This window comes from Paraburkholderia sp. BL23I1N1, from assembly GCF_003610295.1.
Taxonomy (GTDB): Bacteria; Pseudomonadota; Gammaproteobacteria; order Burkholderiales; family Burkholderiaceae; genus Paraburkholderia.
Genome location: NZ_RAPV01000001.1, coordinates 6,083,375 through 6,107,950 on the forward strand (window position 1 = coordinate 6,083,375; position 24,576 = coordinate 6,107,950).

General features: G+C 59.9%; 17 protein-coding genes, 2 tRNA genes and 3 rRNA genes. 6 read left to right on the plus strand and 16 right to left on the minus strand.

Annotated features, from left to right (window positions below):
• Positions 1–58: 58 nt before the first annotated feature.
• Positions 59–1,360: an MFS transporter gene (locus B0G76_RS28455; RefSeq protein WP_183082163.1), complete on the plus strand. Its 1,302-nt coding sequence runs from the start codon at positions 59–61 to the stop codon at positions 1,358–1,360.
• A gap of 22 nt (positions 1,361–1,382) precedes the next feature.
• Here the strand turns inward: B0G76_RS28455 and yjfF are convergent, their stop codons facing one another.
• The 5 genes from yjfF to B0G76_RS28480 form a co-directional block, all read right to left on the minus strand.
• Entirely contained in the window at positions 1,383–2,480 is a 1,098-nt protein-coding gene (yjfF, locus tag B0G76_RS28460; protein ID WP_120295442.1) for a galactofuranose ABC transporter, permease protein YjfF, read from the minus strand.
• On the minus strand, positions 2,477–3,508 hold the full coding sequence (locus B0G76_RS28465; protein ID WP_120295443.1) for an ABC transporter permease: 1,032 nt from the start codon (positions 3,506–3,508) through the stop codon (positions 2,477–2,479). The genes yjfF and B0G76_RS28465 overlap by 4 nt, the downstream gene beginning before the upstream one ends.
• Complete coding sequence (locus B0G76_RS28470; RefSeq protein ID WP_120295444.1) at positions 3,505–5,124, minus strand: sugar ABC transporter ATP-binding protein; 1,620 nt, start codon at positions 5,122–5,124, stop codon at positions 3,505–3,507. Before B0G76_RS28470 ends, B0G76_RS28465 begins: the two co-directional genes overlap by 4 nt.
• Before the next feature lie 223 nt (positions 5,125–5,347).
• Positions 5,348–6,334 (minus strand): ABC transporter substrate-binding protein, encoded by a 987-nt coding sequence (locus B0G76_RS28475; RefSeq protein WP_120295445.1) that lies wholly within the window; start codon positions 6,332–6,334, stop codon positions 5,348–5,350.
• 346 nt (positions 6,335–6,680) lie between these two features.
• Entirely contained in the window at positions 6,681–7,280 is a 600-nt protein-coding gene (locus B0G76_RS28480; protein WP_120295446.1) for an alpha-ketoglutarate-dependent dioxygenase AlkB, read from the minus strand.
• A gap of 166 nt (positions 7,281–7,446) precedes the next feature.
• On the opposite strand from B0G76_RS28480, the gene B0G76_RS28485 reads away from it, so the two are divergent.
• The gene (locus tag B0G76_RS28485) at positions 7,447–8,031 is read left to right on the plus strand and encodes a malonic semialdehyde reductase (protein WP_120295447.1); all 585 of its coding nucleotides are present in this window, start codon (positions 7,447–7,449) and stop codon (positions 8,029–8,031) included.
• A gap of 23 nt (positions 8,032–8,054) precedes the next feature.
• Here B0G76_RS28485 and B0G76_RS28490 read toward each other — a convergent pair whose 3' ends face one another.
• Entirely contained in the window at positions 8,055–8,384 is a 330-nt protein-coding gene (locus B0G76_RS28490; RefSeq protein WP_120295448.1) for a hypothetical protein, read from the minus strand.
• 376 nt (positions 8,385–8,760) lie between these two features.
• Here B0G76_RS28490 and B0G76_RS28495 point away from each other — a divergent pair, with 376 nt between their 5' ends.
• The gene (locus B0G76_RS28495) at positions 8,761–9,924 is read left to right on the plus strand and encodes a metallophosphoesterase (protein ID WP_120295449.1); all 1,164 of its coding nucleotides are present in this window, start codon (positions 8,761–8,763) and stop codon (positions 9,922–9,924) included.
• Positions 9,925–10,048: 124 nt separating this feature from the next.
• On the opposite strand, the gene B0G76_RS28500 is transcribed toward B0G76_RS28495, so the two are convergent.
• A complete protein-coding gene (locus B0G76_RS28500) occupies positions 10,049–10,573 on the minus strand; it encodes a hypothetical protein (protein ID WP_120295450.1) in 525 nt (174 codons plus the stop codon).
• A gap of 722 nt (positions 10,574–11,295) precedes the next feature.
• On the opposite strand from B0G76_RS28500, the gene B0G76_RS28505 reads away from it, so the two are divergent.
• On the plus strand, positions 11,296–12,003 hold the full coding sequence (locus tag B0G76_RS28505; RefSeq protein ID WP_120295451.1) for an MgtC/SapB family protein: 708 nt from the start codon (positions 11,296–11,298) through the stop codon (positions 12,001–12,003).
• A 162-nt stretch (positions 12,004–12,165) separates the two neighbouring features.
• Positions 12,166–12,420: a GlsB/YeaQ/YmgE family stress response membrane protein gene (locus tag B0G76_RS28510; protein ID WP_028197420.1), complete on the plus strand. Its 255-nt coding sequence runs from the start codon at positions 12,166–12,168 to the stop codon at positions 12,418–12,420.
• Positions 12,421–12,485: 65 nt separating this feature from the next.
• On the opposite strand, the gene B0G76_RS28515 is transcribed toward B0G76_RS28510, so the two are convergent.
• The 3 genes from B0G76_RS28515 to B0G76_RS28525 form a co-directional block, all read right to left on the minus strand.
• The gene (locus tag B0G76_RS28515; protein WP_120295452.1) at positions 12,486–14,000 is read right to left on the minus strand and encodes an acetyl-CoA hydrolase/transferase family protein; all 1,515 of its coding nucleotides are present in this window, start codon (positions 13,998–14,000) and stop codon (positions 12,486–12,488) included.
• 183 nt (positions 14,001–14,183) lie between these two features.
• Entirely contained in the window at positions 14,184–14,399 is a 216-nt protein-coding gene (locus tag B0G76_RS28520) for a hypothetical protein (protein ID WP_120295453.1), read from the minus strand.
• Positions 14,400–14,569: 170 nt separating this feature from the next.
• The gene (locus B0G76_RS28525; protein WP_409076733.1) at positions 14,570–16,678 is read right to left on the minus strand and encodes an FUSC family protein; all 2,109 of its coding nucleotides are present in this window, start codon (positions 16,676–16,678) and stop codon (positions 14,570–14,572) included.
• A gap of 256 nt (positions 16,679–16,934) precedes the next feature.
• On the opposite strand from B0G76_RS28525, the gene B0G76_RS28530 reads away from it, so the two are divergent.
• Entirely contained in the window at positions 16,935–17,936 is a 1,002-nt protein-coding gene (locus B0G76_RS28530; RefSeq protein ID WP_120295455.1) for a LysR family transcriptional regulator, read from the plus strand.
• A 221-nt stretch (positions 17,937–18,157) separates the two neighbouring features.
• Here the strand turns inward: B0G76_RS28530 and rrf are convergent.
• The 6 genes from rrf to B0G76_RS28560 form a co-directional block, all read right to left on the minus strand.
• Positions 18,158–18,270, minus strand: a 5S ribosomal RNA gene (gene rrf, locus B0G76_RS28535).
• Positions 18,271–18,420: 150 nt separating this feature from the next.
• Positions 18,421–21,300: ribosomal RNA gene (locus B0G76_RS28540) — 23S ribosomal RNA — on the minus strand.
• Between the two features lie 342 nt (positions 21,301–21,642).
• Positions 21,643–21,718, minus strand: a tRNA-Ala gene (locus B0G76_RS28545).
• 57 nt (positions 21,719–21,775) lie between these two features.
• Positions 21,776–21,852 (minus strand) — tRNA-Ile (locus tag B0G76_RS28550).
• Positions 21,853–21,916: 64 nt separating this feature from the next.
• Positions 21,917–23,447: ribosomal RNA gene (locus tag B0G76_RS28555) — 16S ribosomal RNA — on the minus strand.
• Together the 16S, 23S and 5S rRNA genes with 2 tRNA genes alongside form the textbook arrangement of a ribosomal RNA operon.
• 566 nt (positions 23,448–24,013) lie before the next feature.
• Positions 24,014–24,574 (minus strand): phosphonate degradation HD-domain oxygenase, encoded by a 561-nt coding sequence (locus tag B0G76_RS28560; RefSeq protein WP_120295456.1) that lies wholly within the window; start codon positions 24,572–24,574, stop codon positions 24,014–24,016.
• Between the last annotated feature and the right edge of the window lie 2 nt (positions 24,575–24,576).

The window sequence follows — 24,576 nt, forward strand, 5'->3', positions numbered from 1 at the left end:
GTCCCAACAATAAGCCGCGCGGCAAGACGCGGGCCTTGAATACGACCGGAGCCCATGCATGAAAACCGAAGCGCAATTGACCGCGGACGTCGAACGCTACGACGCGCCCGGCATAGGAAAAGGACCGTTCGCGTGGTATCAGCAGATTTCCACCGGCGAGAAGCGTGCGTTCTGGAGCTGCAAGATCGGCTACGTGCTTGACGCAATGGACACGCAATTCCTGAGCTTCGTGATTCCGACGCTGATTGCGACATGGGGCATCACGCGCGGCGAAGCCGGTCTCATCGGAACGGTCACGCTACTGAGTTCGGCACTCGGCGGCTGGGCAGCCGGTGTGCTGTCCGATCGCATCGGCCGGGTGAAGACCTTGCAGATCACGATTCTCTGGTTCGCCGTGTTCACGCTGGCTTGCGCGCTGGCGCAGAACTTCTCCCAGTTGCTGTGGGCGCGCGGACTGATGGGACTCGGCTTCGGCGGCGAGTGGACGGCCGGCGCGGTGCTGATCGGCGAAGTCATCCGTCCGCGCGACCGCGGCAAGGCGGTCGGTCTGGTACAGGCAGGCTGGGCGATCGGCTGGGGCGTGTCGACGTTGCTGTTCATGGCCGTGTTTTCATGGATTCCGGCCGATTACGCGTGGCGCGTGCTGTTCGCGATCGGCATTGCGCCCGCGCCGTTCGTGATCTGGATCCGCCGCTTTGTCGACGAGCCGGAGGTGCATCGGCAGCAGAAACAAGCGCAGGCCGCGGCACAAACTCGCCCTTCGCTACTCGACATCTTCCGCGGCGATATCGTCTGGACGACGCTGCGCGCGTCCATTCTCGCGACCGGCGTGCAAGGCGGCTACTACGCGGTGACCACGTGGCTGCCGACGTACCTGAAAACCGAGCGGCATCTGAGCGTGATCGGCACCGGCAGCTATCTGGGTGTCGTGATCGTCGGGTCGTACTGCGGGTATCTGACGGGCGCTTACGTCAGCGACAAAATCGGCCGCAAGCGCGCCTTCATCGCGTTCGCGCTGGCCTCGTGTGCGATCGCGTTGATCTACACCCAACTGCCGCTCGACAACCTCACCATGCTCGCGCTCGGTTTCCCGCTCGGCTTCTGCGCGTCGGGCATTTTCTCGGGAATGGGCGCGTTCCTCACCGAGCTATTTCCGACGCGCATTCGTGGCTCCGGCCAGGGGTTCTGCTACAACTTCGGGCGGGCAATCGGCGCGACGTTTCCGTTCCTGATCGGCTACGTCTCGCAGACCATGACGCTCGGTCACGCGATCGGTGTATTCGCCGCCGCGGCTTACGGTATCGTGATCCTCGCCGCGCTGACGTTGCCGGAAACTAAAGGACGCGTACTCAACGCTTGAACGGCACCACCGCACATTTACGCTACAGCGCCTGCTCTGGCGCGCGTCCGATCGCATGCGAATCGGACGCCGCTGTGTCGCCCCGACCGTGCTGGCGGCCTGGCGTCACAACGGCCCCCGTGCCACCCGGACGCCGCGCCGATTTTGCATGCCGCTCGATCAGCCGTTGCAGCAGGCAGAACGCACACAGCAAGGCGCCGATCACGATGCGGGTCCACCACGAACTGAGCGTGCCGTCGAAGGTAATCAACGCCTGGATCGTACCCAGAATGCCGACGCCGAACAGCGAGCCGATCACATAGCCGACACCGCCCGTTAGTAACGTTCCGCCGATCACGGTCGCCGCGATCGCGTCGAGTTCCATACCCTGCCCTTGCAGGCCATAACCCGACAGCACGTAGAACGTGAACACCGCGCCGCCGAGCGCCGAACAGAATCCGCTCAGCGCATACACGCCGATCCGCGTACGCGCGACCGGCAAGCCCATCAGCAACGCCGAGCGGGGGTTGCCGCCCACCGCGTAAACGTTGCGGCCAAATCGCGTGAAATGCGCGACATAGATCGCCGCGGCAAGCGTGATAAGGGCAATCAACACATTGGCGGTCACCGAACCGACGCCGATGTCGAGGCGAAACGCGGAAATCTTCTGGAACGTCGGATCGTTGATGGTGATCGACTGCGTCGTGATCAGAAAGCACAAGCCACGAGCGAAGAACATGCCGGCCAGTGTAACGATGAACGCCTGCAAGCGGAAGAAGTGAATCAGCGCACCCTGTACGGCGCCGAACACCGTCCCCATCAGCAACACGATCGGCACGATCAGCCACACCGACAGATGCAAATGTTCGGACAGCACTGCTTCAACAATGGTGGTCAACGCCACCACCGAGCCCACCGACAGATCGATCCCCCCGGACACGATCACAAACGTCATACCGATTGCGACGATCAGCAGGAAGGCGTTATCGACCAGCAGATCGAGCAGCACTTGCCACGAGAAAAAGCCGGTGTACATCACCGAGCCGAAGCCGAACAGCGCGCAAAACAGCACGACGGTGACGGCGATCGGCAGCGTGCGCGGATCGACGATATGGGCCCACGCTTCGAGGAGTCGTCTCATCGCGCCACCCCGCGCGGCGTAAAGAGCGACATGGCGAGCGAGCGTGCCGAGGGCGACTGGATCACGCTCACCGCGAGCACGACGGCCGCCTTGACGACGAGCGTCGCTTCCGGCGGCACGCCGATTGAATAGGTCGTGTAGGTGAGTGTCTGGATGATCAGCGCGCCCAGCACCGTGCCCGTCAGACTGAAGCGGCCACCGAGCAGCGAGGTACCGCCGAGCGTCACCGCCAGAATCGCGTCGAGTTCGAGCAGCAGACCCGCGTTATTGCCGTCGGCGCTTCGCACGTTCGAGCTGATGAGAACGCCCGCCATCGCGGCGGTCAATCCCGAGAAGCCGTACACCGCGAATACCAGCGCTTTCGAGCGCAGGCCAACAAGACGCGTCGCCACCGGATTGACGCCGATCGCGCGAATGAAGAGCCCGAGCGCCGTGCCTTCAACGAGCGCCGCGGTGGCCAGCACGGCAACGCTCGCAATCCACACGGAGCACGGCACGCCGAGCCAATAACCGCCACCGACGAACAGATAGCCGGGTGCCCCGATCGGTATGATCTGCCCCGCTGTCAGTAATTGCGCTATACCGCGGCCGGCCACCATCAGGATCAGCGTGGCAATGATCGGCTGCATGCCGACGAACGACACCAGCAGCCCGTTCCACATGCCGCTCAACACGCCGACGAGCAACGCCGCTAGCAGCGCCTGCGCGATCAATCCCGCGCCCGGCGCGGGTTGCGTGGCGAGTATCGTGGCCGCGGCGGCGCCGGCAATCGCCACGACCGCGCCGACCGAAATATCGATGCCGCGTGTGGCGATCACGAGCGTCATGCCGGTCGCGACCAGGACCAGCGGCGCCGCGCGATTCAGGACGTCGATCGGCGCGCCGAACAGGTGGCCGTCGAGCATCCGCAGCGATAGAAAATGCGGATTCACCCACAGGTTCAGGGCGCACAACAGCACCAGGGTAACGCACGGCCAGATCAACGGACGCTCCGCGCCATCGCGCACGAACCAGTTCGATAGCTTCATTCGCCGCTCCCCGCGATGAGTCGATAGATGTTGTCTTCGTTCGACGCGTTGCCGGTCACTTCAGCGATCTTGCGGCGGTCGCGCAGTACCGCCACGCGATGACTCACGCGCAGCACCTCGCCGATCTCCGACGAGATGAACAGGATGCTCAGGCCGTTCGCGCACAGCGCCAGCAGGCGGTCCATGATGTCGAACTTCGCGGCGACGTCGATGCCGCGCGTGGGCTCGTCGAGAATCAGCAGCTTGGGGTCGGTGGCGAGCCAGCGCGCGAGCAGCGCTTTTTGCTGGTTGCCGCCGGAAAGCAGGCCGATCGGTTGTTCGGCGTCAGTCGCCTTGATGCCGAGACGCTCGATCCACAGGTCCGCGATTTCACGCGCGCGATTCCGTTTGATCTTGCGCCACCAGCCGCGTCGCGCCTGCAACGCCAGCAGAATGTTCTCGCGGATCGACAATTCGGCGACGATACCCTCTTTCTTGCGGTCCTCCGCGCAGTAGCCGATGCCGTGCCGCACCGCGTCCCGTGGCGAACGCAGCCGCACGGGGCGGCCTTCGATCAGGATGGTGCCGCTATCGGCGCGGTCCGCCCCGAACAACAGCCGTGCGGTCTCCGTGCGGCCCGAGCCGAGTAGACCGGCAAGCCCCAGGATCTGGCCCGGCTGCACGTCGAGGTCGACCGGCTGAAGCGTGCCGCGCCGTCCGACGCCGCGCAGTTCGATGAACGGTTGAACCGCTTCCTTGCTTTGAGGCCCTTCGTGAGCAGCGTGCCCCTCCTGCGCCGCTTCGCGCAGGCGCGCGCTCATGCGCTCGTGACCGACCATCTTCGCGACCAGTTGATCGGCCGGCAGATCGCGTGCGAGGTATTCGCCTTCCCGCTCGCCGTTGCGCATCACCGTGATGCGATCGGAGATGGCATAGGTCTGCTCGATAAAATGCGTGACGAACAGAATGGCGATACCCGATTGCTTAAGATAACGAAGTATTTTGAAAAGCTGCGCGACTTCGCCGTCATCGAGACTGGAGGTCGGCTCGTCGAGGATCAGCACGCGGGCGTCGACTGACAGCGCTCTGGCGATCGCCACCATCTGCTGCACGGCGATCGGATAGGCGTCGAGCGATCGGGTGACGTCGAGCGAAACGTCGAGGCGCGCGAGCGCGGCCTGCGCGCGGCGCTTGATGTCGGGCCAATCGATCGCGCCAAACCGTTTGGGCTGCCTGCCCGCAAAAATGTTCTCCGCCACCGAGAGGTTCGGACACAGGTTCACTTCCTGATACAGCGTGCGCACGCCGGCCGCCTCGGCCTCCTGCGGCGAGGCAAACGCCACGATCTCGCCACCCAGGCGGATCGTGCCGGCGTCGGGCGCAACCACACCGGTCAGCACGTTGATCAGGGTGGATTTGCCGGCGCCGTTCTGCCCCATCAGCGTATGGATCTCGCCGGGAAAGAGGCGAAAGTCGACCCGCTGCAGCGCTTTCACGCCCGGGAACGTCTTGCTGACACCGGCCGTGGCCAGAATGGGCTCAATGGGATCGCGTGCATTCGAGGCGACGCCTGAGCGAGCGTCGCCTGCGATGTCTTTCGTGCCCAGTGGATTGGATTCCGATGCGGGATGCGTCATAGACCTCGCTCGATGGGCGGTGCGTGGGTCGGGTGGGCTCAGGCGGGTGAAGTTGCACGCAACCTGATCCGGCGGAAAAGAGACCGCCCGTTGCCGAAGCAGCCGGGCGGTCAGGCACCGCTGGAGAAACCCCTGCGATCTGTCCGTACTTCGCTTGTGTCCTGCGCCTTCCGTATGGACAGCTAATCAGTTAGCCACCCTGCTCTGCCTAATACCTTTCGCCTCAGTACTTGCGCGTCGGCAAAGTCTGCGCCGCGACGCTCATCGGGAAGACGGTCTCTTCCGTCAGGATCCGCTTGGGCAACGGCTTGCCAGCCACCACATCCTTGACCGCCGACATCAGTTGCGGTCCCAGCAACGGGCTGCACTCCACGTCGACGTTCATCTTGCCCGCGGCCATCGCCTGGAAGCCGCCCTTGGTCGCATCGAACGAGACCACGGTGATGTCCTTGCCCGGATGCATGCCGGCCTCTTCCATCGCCTGAATGGCGCCGAGCGCCATATCGTCGTTATGCGCATAAACTACATTTATTTTATTTCCATAAGTTTTTATAAACGCCTCCATCACCTGCTTGCCACCGGCAAGCGTGAAGTCGCCGCTCTGCGACGCAATGATCTTGAATTTGGGATCGCTTTTGATCACTTCGATCAGGCCGGAATGCCGGTCGTTGGCGGGCGCCGAGCCGACCGTTCCCTGAAGTTCGGCGATGTTGATGGGACCTGGATCATTTTTATAGTGATCCGCGAGCCAATGACCGCCGCGCCGGCCCTCTTCCATGAAGTCCGAGCCGATCATCGTCACGTACAGAGACGTGTCTTTCACGTCGATGTTGCGGTCTGTCAGGATCACCGGAATTTTCGCGGCCTTCGCTTCACGCAGCACCGGCTCCCAACCGGATTCGACAACCGGAGAGAACGCGATCACATCGACTTTCTGCGCAATGTAGGAGCGGATCGCCTTGATCTGGTTTTCCTGCTTTTGCTGGGCGTCGGAGAATTTGAGCTTGATTTTGGCGTCGGCCGCCGCGGACTTCACCGACTCGGTATTGGCGGTTCGCCATGCGCTTTCCGCGCCGACCTGCGCGAAGCCGAGCGTGATCTGTTTGTCCTGCGCGTAAGCGCCCGGCGTGGTCAGCGCCAGCACACCAATGCTCGAGCAAAGCGCGAGCGCGCCCAACGCACGACATGCGGCGCGTCGTGTATTCGCCATGACTGTCTCCTGATCGTTGTTGTGTAGGCGATCCATCGAACCCGCCCGGTGTTTGCGGCCCTCACGGTGCGTGGATCGTGCTGTAGCGTAGTGTCTGGGGCGTTAACCGTCCAATCATATGATTCGCGTCGGCGATATCAATTTTGGTATCGCGAGCGGTATCGGCTGTGGCACGGACGTGGGGAATGCGGTGGGGTTTGGTCGAGTGCTGAAGGTGATGGAGCGTGGCGTGGGAGCGCTTTTTTATGCGTTTAAGTGCTCGACGTTGGAGTCCGAGCGTGCGGTGGGCGGTGAGCAGGCTTCGGGCTTCGGACCGGCGCTTAAACAGCCGCCGGCCAATCTGAAACTAACGAACTGCTTCGCGCGGCGTCACCCAGCGAAACGTCAGATTGATGCGCTCTCCGGCCACACGCGGCTCCTTCGGCACGCGATGCCGCCAGTTAGCCTGCGTGTCGCCCTTCATCACCAGCAAGCTGCCACCCTTCAGGAAAAACGACTGCACCACGCCGGTCCGGTTGTGCCGCAAGTCGAAGGTGCGCGTAACGCCGAGACTGATCGACGCAATCACCGGCTGGGCGCCGAGCTCGGGCTCGCGGTCCGCGTGCCAGCCCATGCTGTCCGTGCCGCTGCGGTAGCGGTTGATCAGTACGCTGTTAAAGCGCACGTGGCAAGTCGCCTCCGCGGCGGCTCGCAGTTCGGCGACGGTCGGGGTCCACGGTTGCGGTACGTTGCGAATTCCGGAGTAGACGTAGATCGCGTCCGCCTCGCCCTGCCAGGCAGTCAGCCGCGGCAGCGGCACGCGGCCGGCAGGCGTGCCCATCATGTCCTGACGCCATGCCACTTCGCCGATGAGTTGCGTCAAGGCGTGCGCCGCGGCCTCGGGCTCGAGCCACTCGGGATACCAGTCCACGTCGGGCGCCGGAAGGTCGTCGAAAAGGTCCGCCATGAGATTGCCTGAATGCGATTGCGTGCGCGAGTTGTGCGCGATAGGTAAGCGATACGTGCGCGAGTGAAAACTCTGGCTATTATGGCGGCAACGACGACGGCGCTCACGCCTGCGGCTTGCGCTGTCATCCGTTTTTCTCACTCTGCTACTTCAACGGATTTTCATTATGATTCTTTCCGATCAGGTGCTCGATCAGCTCTTTCGCGAAGCGCGCACGCATAACGGCTGGCAAGCCAAACCGGTCGACGACGCCGTGCTCAAACAGCTCACCGAGCTTGTGCTGCTCGGGCCGACCTCGGCCAATTCGAGCCCCGGCCGCTTCGTCTACGTGAAAACGCCCGAAGGCAAAGAAAAGCTGCGTCCGGCCATGTCGCCGGGCAATCTCGAGAAAACAATGGCGGCGCCGGTCACGGTGATCGTCGGCATGGATATGGCGTTTTACGAGCATCTGCCGAAACTGTTTCCGCATGCCGACGCGCGTAGCTGGTTCGCCGGCAACGACAAGGCGATCGCGGATACGGCCTTTCGCAATTCGACACTGCAAGGTGGCTATCTGATTCTCGCGGCCCGCGCGCTCGGTCTGGACACGGGTGCGATGTCGGGATTCGACGCCGCCAAGGTCGACGAGGCCTTCTTCGCCGGCACGACCGTGAAGTCGAACTTCCTGATCAATCTGGGCTACGGCGACCCGTCGAAGCTGTTCCCGCGCAGCCCGCGCTTCTCCTTCGACGAAGCCGCCCGGATCGTCTGACAGGCCTTAGGCCGCCGGTGCATTTAACTGAAGAGCGCCACGTAGAACACCACCGCGCCGATCACCGCACCGATAAAGCAGAAGCCTTCTTCGGCGTCGTCACCATTGGAACGCAACCACGCGCCGACGACGCCGAACAGCCCCGCGATGCCGAGCGCGACGCATACCATCACCACGTCGAATAACGCACTTTTGCCCAGTTCGGAGAATTCGATGCCGCGCACGCCGAAGTACAAGGCAAGCGCCATCACCGATATGCCCACCAGCGGCAGCATGACGTGGCTGCCCTCTCGTCCGACGTGATGCCCATGAAGTCCGTGGCGTACGTGATTGCCTGATCCAAGCAGTTTCATGATGCGCCTCCCGCCTCGCCTTCAACCGACCACAAAACGAACCGTCCGTGGGCCACGATTGCCCTGATTGTGCTGATACCAGGCGGTTCTATTTGAGAATAGTCCACCCGGAACACAATTCACAGTCCATTTAATTAGGGTGCCGCAGCAGTTCAGCTGACCGACATGCGGCAAAGAAAATTGCTGCAACGCAATACCCTTTTCCACGTCAATCGCGGACATCCTCGGCCGCCCTTGGGCGCAAATCTGGCGCCGTCGGCAAGCGGGTGCACATCTCGGTAGAATGATCCGGCTCGTCCACTTTTTTCCGGTTGCAGTTGGCGAGACTCCGCCGTTGCTCCGTTCGTGTCGGCCCCTTCCCGCCTCTGCCCTCTCTATGCGCCGCTCATCGTTTCTTGTTCGCTTCATCCTGATTGGCATCCTGCTGCATATCTACGTCGGCCTTCGTTTGATTCCCGACATGCCGATCAGTGCCGCCGGCCGATGGCTCTGCGCGCTGTGGCTGGTGCTGTCGATCTTTCTGATCCCCCTCGGCATGCTGGCGCGCACCATCAAGCAGCAGCCGCTCAGCGACCGCCTCGCGTGGGTCGGCCTGCTGGCGATGGGCTTCTTCTCGTCGCTGCTGGTCCTGACGTTCGCGCGCGACCTGGCGCTCGCCTCGCTGCTCACCGTCGATGCCATCTGGCCGAACACGATTGCCATCGCGCACTGGCGCATCGGCTCGGCGGCAGCGGTCCCGTTGCTCGCGTTGCTCTCGACACTCGTCGGCCTGTTCAACGCACGGCGCCGCGCCAAAGTGGTGACGATCGAGGTGCCGATCGACGACTTGCCGGCAGCGCTCGACGGCTTCACGATCGTCCAGATCAGCGATATCCACGTCGGCCCCACCATCAAAGGCCGTTATGTGGATGCAATCGTCGACGCGGTGAATCGTCTCAAGCCGGATCTGATTGCGGTCACCGGCGATGTGGTAGATGGCAGCGTGCCGCAACTGACCAAACACACGCAGCCCCTATCGCGGCTCAGTGCACGTCACGGCGCGTTCCTCGTGACCGGCAACCACGAGTATTACGCCGGTGCGAACGCCTGGATCGATGAATTCCGGCGCCTGGGGCTGAACGTTCTGCTTAACGAGCATGTGATCGTGGAGCACGACGGCGCGCGCGCCGTGATTGCCGGGGTAACCGATTACTCCGCGGGCCATCATGATCCCTTGCATCGCAGCGACCCCGTTGCGGCCATCGCCGGCGCGCCCGGCGACGTGCTGATCAAAGTCCTGCTCGCGCACCAGCCGCGCTCGGCAGAAGCAGCCGCAGCAGCAGGTTTTACGCTGCAGCTATCCGGCCATACGCACGGCGGCCAGTTCTTCCCGTGGAATTTCTTTGTGCGCTTCCAGCAGCCGTTCACGGCCGGTCTCGCGCGGCTGAACGGCCTGTGGGTTTACACGAGTCGCGGCACCGGGTACTGGGGACCACCAAAGCGCCTGGGCGCCCCCTCGGAAATCACACGACTGCGCCTCGTTCCCGGCGAGCCCGACTGAAGCGTCGAGCCACGCGCCAGGTATCAGCGCGTCAACGTCGTCTTGAATTGGGCGAAAAAAAGCGCGGATGTCCGCAAAGGACATTCGCGCTTCGGCGCTGACGCGCCGCTTAAGCTAGCCTGAGTTACTGCGCAGGCGCTACGGCCACGTTGACCTGCGGCGCGTACGCCACCGACACGTGCATACCCGGCGTCACGCCGGCGACCTTTGCCGGCTCACGACCGCGGATATGGAACACCGAGCCATTCGGGTCCTTCAAGGCCAAAACGCCGGACGCGTGGTCGACGGCCTGAGCTTCGGCGGTCACGCTCTGGACGGTGTTCTGCTGCACCGGTTGCGCAGCCGTGCCGTGGCCGTCGGCACCACGCATAACGCTAATCATGGCGTTGCGCATCATCCGGATGTGAACCTTGTTACCCTGCTTGATCTGAGCCAGGTTGCTCGGATCCGTGACGTTGAAGGAAGCTTCGCCGCCCTGTGCATCGATCACGGTCACCGAATGTTTAGCCTGATCAACCGACTTCACGACACCATCGGCCTGCAGCGTGCTGCTGCCTTCAAACGGCGCGGGCAAACTAGCGGCAAATGACACGAGGGGAGCCGCAGCAATCAATGCACCAGCAATGATGCCAAAAGCCTTATCTTTCATACATTCCTCAATTGGGTGACCAGCGGAAAAGAGATGATGTCGCGCGGATCAGATGCGTCTCACATAGCGCGAGGACAACCGGAAACTTTCTGGGCGAAACCGTAAGAGGTGAAACGCGGATTGAGCGCCAAAACGCACGACGTGTTTCGAAGTGTGCCAACAGTGTGTTTTCCGGGATGGACACCGTCAACATTCGGAGTCCGTATTGATGCGAGGAAAATTCCGAGTCTGACGCGGAAAAATCCACAAGCGTCAAAGAACGCCTTTCGCCGCCCTGCTTCATTCCGGCTTGACTTAACTTTGCAGAGCTGCCTAAAATTCGCCCAGTTCACTTAACCGGAATCACGATCTTGGACAGTAGCAGCCGTACCAGTCGAGCTTCGATTCGCCCGATCGCCTGATCGGCAAGATTTCCGCGTCAGCCTTTGCCTGTCGCCGTCTTGCCTTCGGGCCCGACGGTGCACGTCGTCTATATCCTCGTACTGCCAGTGAAGCGCCGCATGGCTCGATGCCCGGCTGTCGCTCCATGACTTTCCAGCGCGCCAGCTTTGGCTCGCTTGCCTCGTCACGCCTGACCGCCGCCGCGTTCCACGCGCGGACACGTGCTGACACGTGCTGACACGTGCTGATACGTGCTGACACGTGCTGATACGTGCTGATACGTGCGGCTGTCACGCGTAAGGTTCACACTGTGCGAACACGCGCCTCAACCTTTCTTACTGATGACAATTGAATTCGTCTTGCGGCTCTTTGCCGCCTTCAGCTGCGGCGTCGCGATCGGCCTCGAACGGCAGATGCGCCAGCGCAACGCCGGCCTGCGCACCATCACGCTGGTCGCCAGCGGCGCGTGCCTGTTCGTCACGCTCGGCGTGCTGACTGGCAACGGCACGGCCGGCATCACACAGATTGCGGCGTATGTCGTATCCGGCGTCGGCTTTCTCGGCGGCGGCGTGATCATGCGCGACAAGGGCTCCATTCAGGGGATCAATACCGCCGCGACCTTGTGGTGCTCGGCGGCGGTCGGTGTATTGTGCGGTGCGGGGCACTACGGCCCGGCCCTCGCCGGCACCGCGGTCGTACTGCTGACCAATACGGTGCTGCGTGAAGTGAGCCGTATGATCAACTCGACGCCTGTTTCGAACGCGGACCTGGTGCGTGAGTATGTGCTGACGATCGTGTGCCGGGAGGCTGATGAAATTCACATTCGCACAGCGGTATCCAACTCGATGTATTCGGCGCCGTTGTCGTTCCAGAGCCTGACGAGCGAAGACGTCGAAGACGATACGGGACGCATTCGCGTTACGGCAACCTTAAAACTGCATCCGAAAGATCAGTCGAAGCTCGAACTGATGGCGAGCCGCATCAGCATGGAAAAGAGCGTATCGAGCGTCAGTTGGACGGCCAAAGAAGCAGAGCCGACGCCGGAGTGAGTCATCACGCGTAAGCTCCCCATATTCGCGCGCATCGTCTACACTTAGCTTGCAATAGATTTAGACAATGTTAATTCCGCGTCCTGAATATGGACTGTCCCATAACCTTCGACTAAGCTCTGTCACCGTGAATTTTTCACACTCAACCATGGAGTCTCGATTATGGAACACGGCATCATTGCATGGCTCATCATCGGCGCGATCGCCGGCTGGCTTGCCGGCGTGCTCGTCAAGGGCGGCGGCTTCGGCCTGATCGTCGACATCATCGTCGGGATTGTCGGCGCATTCATCGGCGGCTGGCTTGCCGGCGTGCTGCACATTTCACTCGGCGGCGGCTGGATCGGCTCGATCATCACCGCTGTGATCGGCGCGGTCATTCTGCTGTTTCTTATCCGGCTCGTCCGGCGCGGTACCTGAGCGTAGCACCTGATGTCTTACGGCGTCAGCGGCGAATGCCACCTGACGCCGGCTTTACCTGGTGTTTAGAGGGGCGCCTCCACTGCCGGCAACATCGAGCCGGTGTCACGCAGCCGCGTATGCCAGGCAAAAGCCTGCTCCAACTGATGCGGCGTTTGCCCACCCCATTGCAAGGCCTCCCGATAGTAGTCGCGAAGCAGATCGCGATAGAGCGGATGCGTGCAATTGTCGATGATCAACGTAGCGCGTTCTCGTGGCGCCAGTCCACGCAGATCGGCGAGGCCCTGCTCTGTCACGACCACGTCCACATCATGCTCGTTGTGATCACAGTGTGGCACCATCGGCACGACACTCGAAATACGGCCACCCTTCGCCATCGACTTCGTCGCAAAGATCGCGCATGACGCATTGCGCGCGAAATCACCCGAACCGCCAATGCCGTTCATCATGTGCGTGCCGCCGACGTGCGTGGAATTCACGTTGCCGTATATGTCGAACTCCAACGCGGTATTCAACGCGATCAGACCGAGCCGGCGAATCACTTCAGGATGATTGCTGACCTCCTGCGGACGCAGCACCAGGCGATCGCGATAGCGCTCGAGTTCGCCGAACACTTGCGCCTGACGCGCGGCAGACAACGTGATGGACGCCCCCGAGGCGAACGTCACCTTGCCGGCGTCCATCAAATCGAAGGTCGAATCCTGCAGCACTTCTGAGTAAATTTCGAAGGCTTCGAAAGGCGAATCAACAAAGCCCGCCAGCACCGCATTGGCAATCGTGCCGATACCTGCCTGCAACGGCGGTAAGTGACGAAGCATGCGCCCGCGCGACACTTCATGCCGGAAAAACTCAATCAGATGGCCGGCGATCAACTCGGTTTCCGTATCCGCGGGCAGCACCGTGGACGGGCTGTCCGCCTTATCGGTAATCACGATCGCCGCGATTTTATCCAGCGGAATCTCGATTGCTTGCGTGCCGACACGGTCTTGCGGATGCACGATCGGCAGCGGTTCGCGATTCGGCCGGCGGCCCGGAATCCAGATGTCGTGCAGTCCCTCGAGGGCGAGCGGCTGAGCAAGATTGATTTCGACGATGACCTTGTCGGCGAGGATCGCGAAGCTGGCCGAGTTGCCGACTGAGGTGGTCGGCACAATGCCGCCGCTTTCGGTGATCGCGACGGCTTCGATAATGGCGATATCGAGTTTGCCGAGCTGATTAGCGCGCAGCATCTCGACGGTTTCGGACAGATGCTGATCGACGAACATCACCTCGCCGCGGTTGATCGCATCGCGCAGGGTCTTGTCGACCTGAAACGGCAAGCGGCGCGCCAACACATGCGCCACGGTGAGCATGCGATCCACGTCGTGACCGAGCGATGCCCCGGTCATCAACGTAATTTGCAGCGGCTTGCCTTCCTGGCGAACACGTTCGGCGAGCGCGACTGGGACCGCTTTGGCGTCGCCCGCGCGCGTAAAGCCGCTGGCGCCGACGCGCATGCCGTCCTGAATCAGAAGCGCCGCCTCGGCGGCTGAAGTGATTTTTCCGCGCAGCGCGGAGCAACGAATCCGGTCTTGGTACATGAAACTGAGTCTCTCCATAGTCACCCGTCCAGTCTACCGGTGCGCACGTCTGCGGTGTGCTTCGCTCGGTAGCCAGAGTGTCGCACCAGCCGCGGCGTCTCGATGGGACGGCGTCGCGGCGAGGCGTTTCGTCACGTGCAAAATTCCCGCGACAGGTACAGCGAGTGTTGCTCGTGGCGCTGCCTAGCTGCCGAAGTAGATCGTGCAAAAGCTTACGGGCCCGACGCACTCTTCAGCTTTGACCTTCGGTGCAACGACGCTGCCTTGCGCGGCGACGCTATTGGCGCGCGGCGCATTCGCTTGTGCGACCTGTTGTTCCGGCGCGGCCGGCGCCGTCTGCGCATGGGCGACGACAACGGATAAAGAGCAGGCAATCAGAGCAATCTTCAACACATTCATTTCGTTCTCCAGTACTTACGGTTACTGCCAGTAGGAAGTCCCTTTGGGAGACTGCGTGGCAGTGATGAAACTATATGACCGCCACCTGCGCAGATAAACGGGCCTGGACGGAAGTGATCTTTCCATCTGACAGAAGGATTGAGGCGCACGCCCGATGCGACGCACCTGGATCAACGTGCATTGAACGGCGCGTCTTTGTCGAGCAATGCTGTACGGATGAAGTGCAGACAGCTCAGGATGCGCTGCAGGTCGTGCCGCTTGTCGCGATCGGCATGAACGGTTTTCAGAACGTCCTGCGCGATCCACGTGGCCGAGCGCACGGATACGAGCGATTGATCGAGAGCACGCGCTCCAGGCCGCGCGAAAAGCCGCGCGAGGTCGTCGCAAGTCTGGGAGAGGCTGCTGCTCCAGCGCGAATGAAGGCCCTGCGCGTAGCCGGCACGCGCCGCTTCATTGCGCAGATCAATCACGGCGTGCCCAACTTCGAGCGTGACGAGCATCCAGCGCAAGGCATCACGGCGGCGTCGGGAGCGGCGCGTCAGCAGCATGCGCAACTGCGAGGTCAGATCGTGTGTGCTCGACTGAAAGCGCTGATTGAGTCCGGGCAGTTCGTCCTTGCAGGCAGACACGACCTGCGCACGCAAATCGCCCTTGATTCTCTCCGTGAGCCACGTCATATCCGCGGGAAACACAACCGCGAAAACGATCGCTGCAAGAAAGAGCGAGGCGGTGATTGCTATGCCGTTGTTGATCAGCAGATCGGGCGCATACGTGACGACGTTGTCCGGCCCGGCGAGCAGGCAGAAGAACACCGAAAAACCGATACCAAACCCTGCCGCGCGCTTACGCGACGCGATGAAGGCGCCGAGTGCGAGCACCGGAGCGAGCGTCGCGCCAAGCAGCGGAAAGCCGTCGATGTTGGGATACACGTAACACGTGAAAAGGTAGCCCGTCATGGTCGCCAGCACGGTGCCGACTGCCATCTGCATGGCCATTTTCGATGCGTTCGGCGCGGTCGACGTCAACGCACAGACCAGCGCCGCGCCGATTACCGCCAGTCCGCCGCTGGGCCAGTCGGTGGCGATCCAGAACCAGCCGGCAATCGCCATAACCACCGCCGACCGGGCAAAGGTCAACGCGACCACGAAGCCGTTCGTCCTGCTCACGTAGCGCCCAGCGATAGGCTGCCCGGCTCCCGGCTTGCGCCGCGCCAAAGATGCGTACGTCTCGGAGTAACGAATCCATTCGCCGACGAACCGATAGAGCAATTCCGCGGCCGTATCGAAGTCCGCCAGCGATTCGGCGGGAGCGGCTTCCAGCGGCCGCCTCGTTTCGCGTACGCGCCTTGGCAAGCTCGCCTGGAATAACCGCATACGTGCTGCTGTGCGTGATGCCTCGACGTCCGCGTCCTGGGTAGGCGCCAGCAGTGCCGACAACTCGTGAAAGTATGGCGTGATGGCATCGACTATCCGGCTCGAGCCGCCAACGCGTAGACGTTTGAGCAACTGGTGCAGCGCATGCAGCCGCGCGCATGCGTCCATGAACTCGCCGTTCAGACGACCAAGATGCTGGCTTCGTGAGCGCATGGCCGGATCTTCGAAGGCAGCAAATGTTCGCGTCGCTTCAAAACCAACGATCTCGTCGACGAGGTCCGCAAAACGCCGTTCAAACTGCCCACGCTCGACTCCACGACCCAGCACATCGGCAGCGAACGCAGTAAAATTTGCATAGCGAATCTGGAGCGCGCGCCGCAATGCAAGGCTGGAACGCTGAGGCACGATCAATGCGCTCACCGCGCTCGAACACACGATACCGACCGCCACCTCTGCCGCGCGCGTGAGCGCCGCCAGAAACAGATCGTGAGGCGCCGTGACGTTCGGGATGCCAATCAGAGCGGCGGTATAGCCCGCCAGCACAAAGCCGTACCATCTGAAATGCCGATACCGGACCGCTGCCGCGATACAGGCGCTCACCCAGCCGATCATCCCGAGCATGTACAACTCGGGCTGCTGGACGAACAGCGCGCCGAGCACCAGTGCGGCGATCGTACCCGCCGCGGTACCGAGAATCCGATAGAAACTCTTGGCGAGCACCATGCCGCTGAACGGCTGCATCAGCACGAATACGGTAGTCATTGCGATTCGCGGTTGCTGGAGATCCAGCAGCATGGCAATGCCGAGCGCCAACAGACCCGCCGTGACCGTCTTCAGCAGATGCAGCCAGACCAGACCGTCGCTATTCGCCCAGTCGCGAATGACCGGACTGGGCGTTGGCAACATGACGCTCCACGGCCGGCGGGAATCCACCGTCGGTTTGATCGCATGTTGGCGTTTCATCAGAAAGCAACGCGTCCCGGTTTGTTGCTGAAAAAGGCACCGGCGAACGCTGCGCACACCGGCAGGCAAGGCGCCGATTGTAGGACCATGCGCTGCGCGCATTAATAGGACGGGCGCGGAACGTCCCTTCCAGATCGAACAACAATGGGCTTGCGGGACAGGCGGACAATACGGCTTCGGCCGTGAAATAGAAGGATCGATGGATACGTTACAAAATATGCGAGTGTTCGTGCGCGTGGTTGAAGCCGGTAGCTTTACCGCCGCCGCGCTGTCACTCAATTCGACGACTGGGGCAATGTCCCGCGCGGTCTCTGAACTCGAGGCTCATCTGCGTACGCGCTTGCTGAACCGGTCGACGCGGCGGCTCGCGCTCACCACTGCAGGCGAGCGTTACCTGAAGCGATCTCAACAGATCCTTGCCGATGTCGATACCGCCGAAGAAGAAGCAAGTTGCGCGCACGAACGCCCGAGCGGCGCGTTGCGCATGCACAGCTTTGCCAGCATCGGGCAGCATTACGTGCTGCCGGCCATCTCGCGCTATCGCGCGCTTTATCCCGAAGTGACCGTCGAACTGACGTTGTCGCAACGCATGCCCGACCTGTTCGAAGGCAGCGCCGACGTCGCTGTGATCGGTGCCTCGACCCTGCCGAATTCCGAGCTCGTGTCGCTCCCGCTCGGTACAACTTTCAGCATTTTGTGCGCATCGCCTGCTTACGTGCGTGCTCACGGCGCGCCGCAAAAGCCCAGCGACCTGGCGCATCACGAGTGTCTGATCCTGCACACGCCAGCATTCCCGCCCCATGAATGGGTACTCGACGGCCCCAACGGCAGCGAGATGATGGAAGTGAACGGACCCGTGCACGTGAATATCGCGGAATCGTTGATCGTCGCGATTCACGAGGGAATGGGCATAGGTATGGTGCCGCTCTATGCGGCGATCGCCGGGTTGCGTGACGGGACGTTAGTCCGCGTGTTGCCTGAATACACGCTGCAGAAGATGAACGTTCATGCGCTGTATCCGTCGCGCAAGTTCATCGATGCGAAGACGCGGACATGGGTTGAATTCCTACGCACGCATCTGCCGAAGGTAATTGCACGCGACGAGGCGCTACTAGCGGAAGTCGGCCAGTTGTATGCGGCTGATGGCGTGGCGCCGGTGGGAGCGGCCGCCATTGGAGACGGAGACGTCGCCGCGCGCTGACGCAGATTTGAATGCCGAAGAGCGGACCGCGTTTGCACAGGACAGCGACGCGGATAGCGAAGTGGCGACCCATGTGTGATGGCCTCTATGGTCCGCCACTTAGCGGGAATGTTTTTTGGTTTGCAGGGAGTGACGCGTCCGCTTTCTTGCCGCTGTTTTTTGCGGGCCGTAAACGCAGAAACCCCACCTTTCCGGGTGGGGTTTCTGTTTGCTGCGGGGGAGCCTGACGATTACCTACTTTCACACGGGAATCCGCACTATCATCGGCGTGGAGTCGTTTCACGGTCCTGTTCGGGATGGGAAGGGGTGGGACCGACTCGCTATGGTCATCAGGCATGACTTGTTGCCGTGTCGCCCTGGTGGGCGGCACAACCAATCGGGAAGAAGTAGTTTCTGATGATGGTTTCATCAGATGAAGTCTGGGCTGTGTTGTTTCCGGCACAACACTGATCTCAACCGTGCGTGTGTAAAACACACCGGTTATAGGATCAAGCCTTACGGGCAATTAGTATCAGTTAGCTTAACGCATTACTGCGCTTCCACACCTGACCTATCAACGTCCTGGTCTTGAACGACCCTTCAAGGGGCTCGAAGCCCCGGGGATATCTCATCTTAAGGCGAGTTTCCCGCTTAGATGCTTTCAGCGGTTATCTCTTCCGAACATAGCTACCCGGCGATGCCACTGGCGTGACAACCGGTACACCAGAGGTTCGTCCACTCCGGTCCTCTCGTACTAGGAGCAGCCCCCTTCAAATATCCAGCGCCCACGGCAGATAGGGACCAAACTGTCTCACGACGTTTTAAACCCAGCTCACGTACCTCTTTAAATGGCGAACAGCCATACCCTTGGGACCGGCTACAGCCCCAGGATGAGATGAGCCGACATCGAGGTGCCAAACACCGCCGTCGATATGAACTCTTGGGCGGTATCAGCCTGTTATCCCCAGAGTACCTTTTATCCGTTGAGCGATGGCCCTTCCATACAGAACCACCGGATCACTATGACCTGCTTTCGCACCTGCTCGACTTGTCGGTCTCGCAGTTAAGCACGCTTATGCCATTGCACTATCAGCACGATTTCCGACCGTACCTAGCGTACCTTCGTACTCCTCCGTTACACTTTGGGAGGAGACCGCCCCAGTCAAACTGCCTACCATGCACTGTCCCCGACCCGGATCACGGGCCAAGGTTAGAACCTCAAACAAACCAGGGTGGTATTTCAAGGACGGCTCCACGCAAACTGGCGTTCACGCTTCATAGCCTCCCACCTATCCTACACAGATCGGTTCAAAGTCCAATGCAAAGCTACAGTAAAGGTTCATGGGGTCTTTCCGTCTAGCCGCGGGGAGATTGCATCATCACAAACACTTCAACTTCGCTGAGTCTCGGGAGGAGACAGTGTGGCCATCGTTACGCCATTCGTGCAGGTCGGAACTTACCCGACAAGGAATTTCGCTACCTTAGGACCGTTATAGTTACGGCCGCCGTTTACCGGGACTTCAATCAAGAGCTTGCACCCCATCATTTAATCTTCCGGCACCGGGCAGGCGTCACACCCTATACGTCCACTTTCGTGTTTGCAGAGTGCTGTGTTTTTATTAAACAGTCGCAGCCACCAGTTTATTGCAACCCCTTCACCCTTCTCGCGCAGGCGAGTCAGGCTACAGGGGCGTACCTTATCCCGAAGTTACGGTACCAATTTGCCGAGTTCCTTCTCCCGAGTTCTCTCAAGCGCCTTAGAATACTCATCTCGCCCACCTGTGTCGGTTTGCGGTACGGTCTTGTTAAACTGAAGCTTAGAGGCTTTTCTTGGAACCACTTCCGATTGCTTCTTCACCTAAGTGAATGGCCTCGCACCCTTGAATTGCGCGCCCGGATTTGCCTAAGCGCCTTCTCCAATGCAAGGACCGGGACTTCCAACACCCGGACAACCTTCCGCGATCCGTCCCCCCATCGCATTTAACAATGGTGCAGGAATATTAACCTGCTTCCCATCAGCTACGCATTTCTGCCTCGCCTTAGGGGCCGACTCACCCTACGCCGATGAACGTTGCGTAGGAAACCTTGGGCTTACGGCGAGGGGGCCTTTCACCCCCTTTATCGCTACTCATGTCAGCATTCGCACTTCCGATACCTCCAGCGCACTTTTCAGTGCACCTTCGCAGGCTTACGGAACGCTCTCCTACCATGCACATCAATGTGCATCCGCAGCTTCGGTATATTGCTTAGCCCCGTTACATCTTCCGCGCAGGACGACTCGATCAGTGAGCTATTACGCTTTCTTTAAAGGATGGCTGCTTCTAAGCCAACCTCCTGACTGTTTTAGCCTTCCCACTTCGTTTCCCACTTAGCAATATTTGGGGACCTTAGCTGGCGGTCTGGGTTGTTTCCCTCTTGACACCGGACGTTAGCACCCGATGTCTGTCTCCCGTGATTGCACTCTTCGGTATTCGGAGTTTGCTATGGCGTAGTAATCCGCAATGGACCCCACAACCATGACAGTGCTCTACCCCCGAAGGTGATACACGAGGCACTACCTAAATAGTTTTCGGAGAGAACCAGCTATTTCCAGGTTTGTTTAGCCTTTCACCCCTATCCACAGCTCATCCCCTAACTTTTCAACGTTAGTGGGTTCGGACCTCCAGTACGTGTTACCGCACCTTCATCCTGGCCATGGATAGATCACCTGGTTTCGGGTCTACACCCAGCGACTGAATCGCCCTGTTCGGACTCGCTTTCGCTACGCCTGCCCTAATCGGTTAAGCTTGCCACTGAATGTAAGTCGCTGACCCATTATACAAAAGGTACGCAGTCACCCCTTGCGAGGCTCCTACTGTTTGTATGCATGCGGTTTCAGGATCTATTTCACTCCCCTCCCGGGGTTCTTTTCGCCTTTCCCTCACGGTACTGGTTCACTATCGGTCGATCACGAGTATTTAGCCTTGGAGGATGGTCCCCCCATCTTCAGACAGGATTTCACGTGTCCCGCCCTACTTGTCGTACCCCTGGTTCTTCCTCGCTGTTTTCGTCTACAGGGCTATCACCTGCTATGGCGGCACTTTCCAGAGCCTTCGACTAACAATGAAGATAAAGAGTACAGGCTGGTCCCATTTCGCTCGCCACTACTCTGGGAATCTCGGTTGATTTCTTTTCCTGCGGTTACTTAGATGTTTCAGTTCACCGCGTTCGCTTCACATGACCTATGTATTCAGTCATGGATGACCCATTCGGGCCGGGTTTCCCCATTCGGATATCGGTGGATCAAAGCTCGTTTGCCAGCTCCCCACCGCTTTTCGCAGGCTACCGCGTCCTTCATCGCCTGTGATCGCCAAGGCATCCACCACATGCACTTGTTCGCTTGACCCTATAACGGGTGTGTCTCCCACCTCATCCACTGGGAATGACGTGTTCCTCACAATCGCTACAGGTTGAGTATTCGTGTTGCGCCGTATTCCAAAAGCGATCTCTCGATCCCTCTTTTCATACATTGATACAATCACAACCCTGATTCACCTACTCAATCACCCATCTCCAGGCGATCTTTCGTGAATCTCTTTACTACTTCTTCCTGATTGTTAAAGAACGACAGCCGATATTGCGGTTGCTATAACCGCATATCACTCTGACTGGCTCAATCGCCAATGCCCGTTTCACTACACCGCAAACCTCTTTCAGGGTTTGCCGCAGTAAAACCGGCATTGAAGATTGGTGGAGGATGACGGGATCGAACCGACGACCCCCTGCTTGCAAAGCAGGTGCTCTCCCAGCTGAGCTAATCCCCCAGTCACACAAGTACCTCAGGTGTCTCCGGTTGGTTAGTTCAGCCACCGCAGAAACAGTGGTGGGTCTGGATGGATTCGAACCATCGACCCCCGCCTTATCAAGACGGTGCTCTAACCAACTGAGCTACAGACCCCTGAGTCTGTCCTGTTCACAGCCGATAAGCGTGAGCGCTCAACGCATTGACACGTTAGCTCGAGAAAGGAGGTGATCCAGCCGCACCTTCCGATACGGCTACCTTGTTACGACTTCACCCCAGTCATGAATCCTACCGTGGTGACCGTCCTCCTTGCGGTTAGACTAGCCACTTCTGGTAAAACCCACTCCCATGGTGTGACGGGCGGTGTGTACAAGACCCGGGAACGTATTCACCGCGGCATGCTGATCCGCGATTACTAGCGATTCCAGCTTCACGCACTCGAGTTGCAGAGTGCGATCCGGACTACGATCGGTTTTCTGGGATTGGCTCCACCTCGCGGCTTGGCGACCCTCTGTTCCGACCATTGTATGACGTGTGAAGCCCTACCCATAAGGGCCATGAGGACTTGACGTCATCCCCACCTTCCTCCGGTTTGTCACCGGCAGTCTCCCTAGAGTGCTCTTGCGTAGCAACTAGGGACAAGGGTTGCGCTCGTTGCGGGACTTAACCCAACATCTCACGACACGAGCTGACGACAGCCATGCAGCACCTGTGTTATGGCTCCCTTTCGGGCACTCCCACCTCTCAGCAGGATTCCATACATGTCAAGGGTAGGTAAGGTTTTTCGCGTTGCATCGAATTAATCCACATCATCCACCGCTTGTGCGGGTCCCCGTCAATTCCTTTGAGTTTTAATCTTGCGACCGTACTCCCCAGGCGGTCAACTTCACGCGTTAGCTACGTTACTAAGTCAATGAAGACCCAACAACTAGTTGACATCGTTTAGGGCGTGGACTACCAGGGTATCTAATCCTGTTTGCTCCCCACGCTTTCGTGCATGAGCGTCAGTATTGGCCCAGGGGGCTGCCTTCGCCATCGGTATTCCTCCACATCTCTACGCATTTCACTGCTACACGTGGAATTCTACCCCCCTCTGCCATACTCTAGCCCGCCAGTCACAAATGCAGTTCCCAGGTTAAGCCCGGGGATTTCACATCTGTCTTAGCGGACCGCCTGCGCACGCTTTACGCCCAGTAATTCCGATTAACGCTTGCACCCTACGTATTACCGCGGCTGCTGGCACGTAGTTAGCCGGTGCTTATTCTTCCGGTACCGTCATCCCCCCACCGTATTAGGGCGGAGGTTTTCTTTCCGGACAAAAGTGCTTTACAACCCGAAGGCCTTCTTCACACACGCGGCATTGCTGGATCAGGGTTGCCCCCATTGTCCAAAATTCCCCACTGCTGCCTCCCGTAGGAGTCTGGGCCGTGTCTCAGTCCCAGTGTGGCTGGTCGTCCTCTCAGACCAGCTACAGATCGTCGCCTTGGTAGGCCTTTACCCCACCAACTAGCTAATCTGCCATCGGCCGCCCCTGTAGCGAGAGGTCCTAAGATCCCCCCCTTTCCTCCGTAGAGCGTATGCGGTATTAATCCGGCTTTCGCCGGGCTATCCCCCACTACAGGACACGTTCCGATGTATTACTCACCCGTTCGCCACTCGCCACCAGGGTTGCCCCCGTGCTGCCGTTCGACTTGCATGTGTAAGGCATGCCGCCAGCGTTCAATCTGAGCCAGGATCAAACTCTTCAGTTCAAACCTGTTACTGTTTTTCGGTCTCTTTCGAAACCGGTCGCTCACTCAACGTACTGACGAATGATCATCCTGCCAGCATGAATCCATACCAGCAGGAAAACCTTCCTTTAATACTAGTGTGAGACTTGATACTTTCGCTTCCCGGCAAACCCCGAAGAGTCCACCGGCGCGTCGCGCATCAAGCGCCCACACTTATCGGCTGTTAATTTTTAAAGATCGAGTCCGCATCCACTACCAAACCGGCACCGCGCTGCAACCATCACAACACCCGGCACCGCTTCGTTCTGCGTCGCTGCATCAGCAGCAGAGAAACGAGATTATGAAGAACTTTCGCTACGTCGTCAACAGGTTTCTTTAACTTCCTGAACCCGTTCACTTCGCTCAAAGCCTTGCCACTACTGGCTCTCCCGCTTCCCGTGCCCCGCTGTCCGGAGCACGAAAGAGCGAGATTCTAGCGAGCCGCACCGTGCCTTGCAAGCGTTATTTTGATATGCATGGATTGCGCCAGAAATGGCGCGAAGATGGCACAACAAGCACACCCGAAGATCAGCCGACAACCCCCTCGTTCAGGCAGCCACGCGCTTCTGCATCACGCGCTCGACTACGCCCAGATAATGATCGAGGCCCGGCGTCGCGCGGTTCTCTTCTTTGGCGCGATCGTCCCATTTGCGCAGGCGTAGTGCATCTTCCGCGTACGGCTTCTGCAGGAACGCCTCAGCCTCTTCCTTGCTGAAGATACCGCCTTGCAATTCCAGGCTCCGCCCCGAATCGACGGAAAGCTGGCCGAAGTACGCGTCGTCGATTGCACAGAGGCAGCGCTTGGCGTCGACATGCAGCCGGATCGGCTCCAACACCGCGTCCGGCAACACCGGCCGCAAGAATGGCAGCGCGAAATACTGATGCAGATCGTCGATGCCCCGCTCCGTCGGCGTTTCACCTTGCAGATTCAGCAGGTGACCGAGGTCGTGCAGAAACGCGGCGGCAACGAGTTCCTCGTGAGCGCCTGCCTCTTCCGCCAATGCACCGCTTTGCAGCGCATGTTCAAGCTGCGTCACCGGCTCGCCGCTGTAGGCAAGATTCCCGTATTGCTCAAATAACGAACGGATGTCGCTCAGACTCAATGCCACGC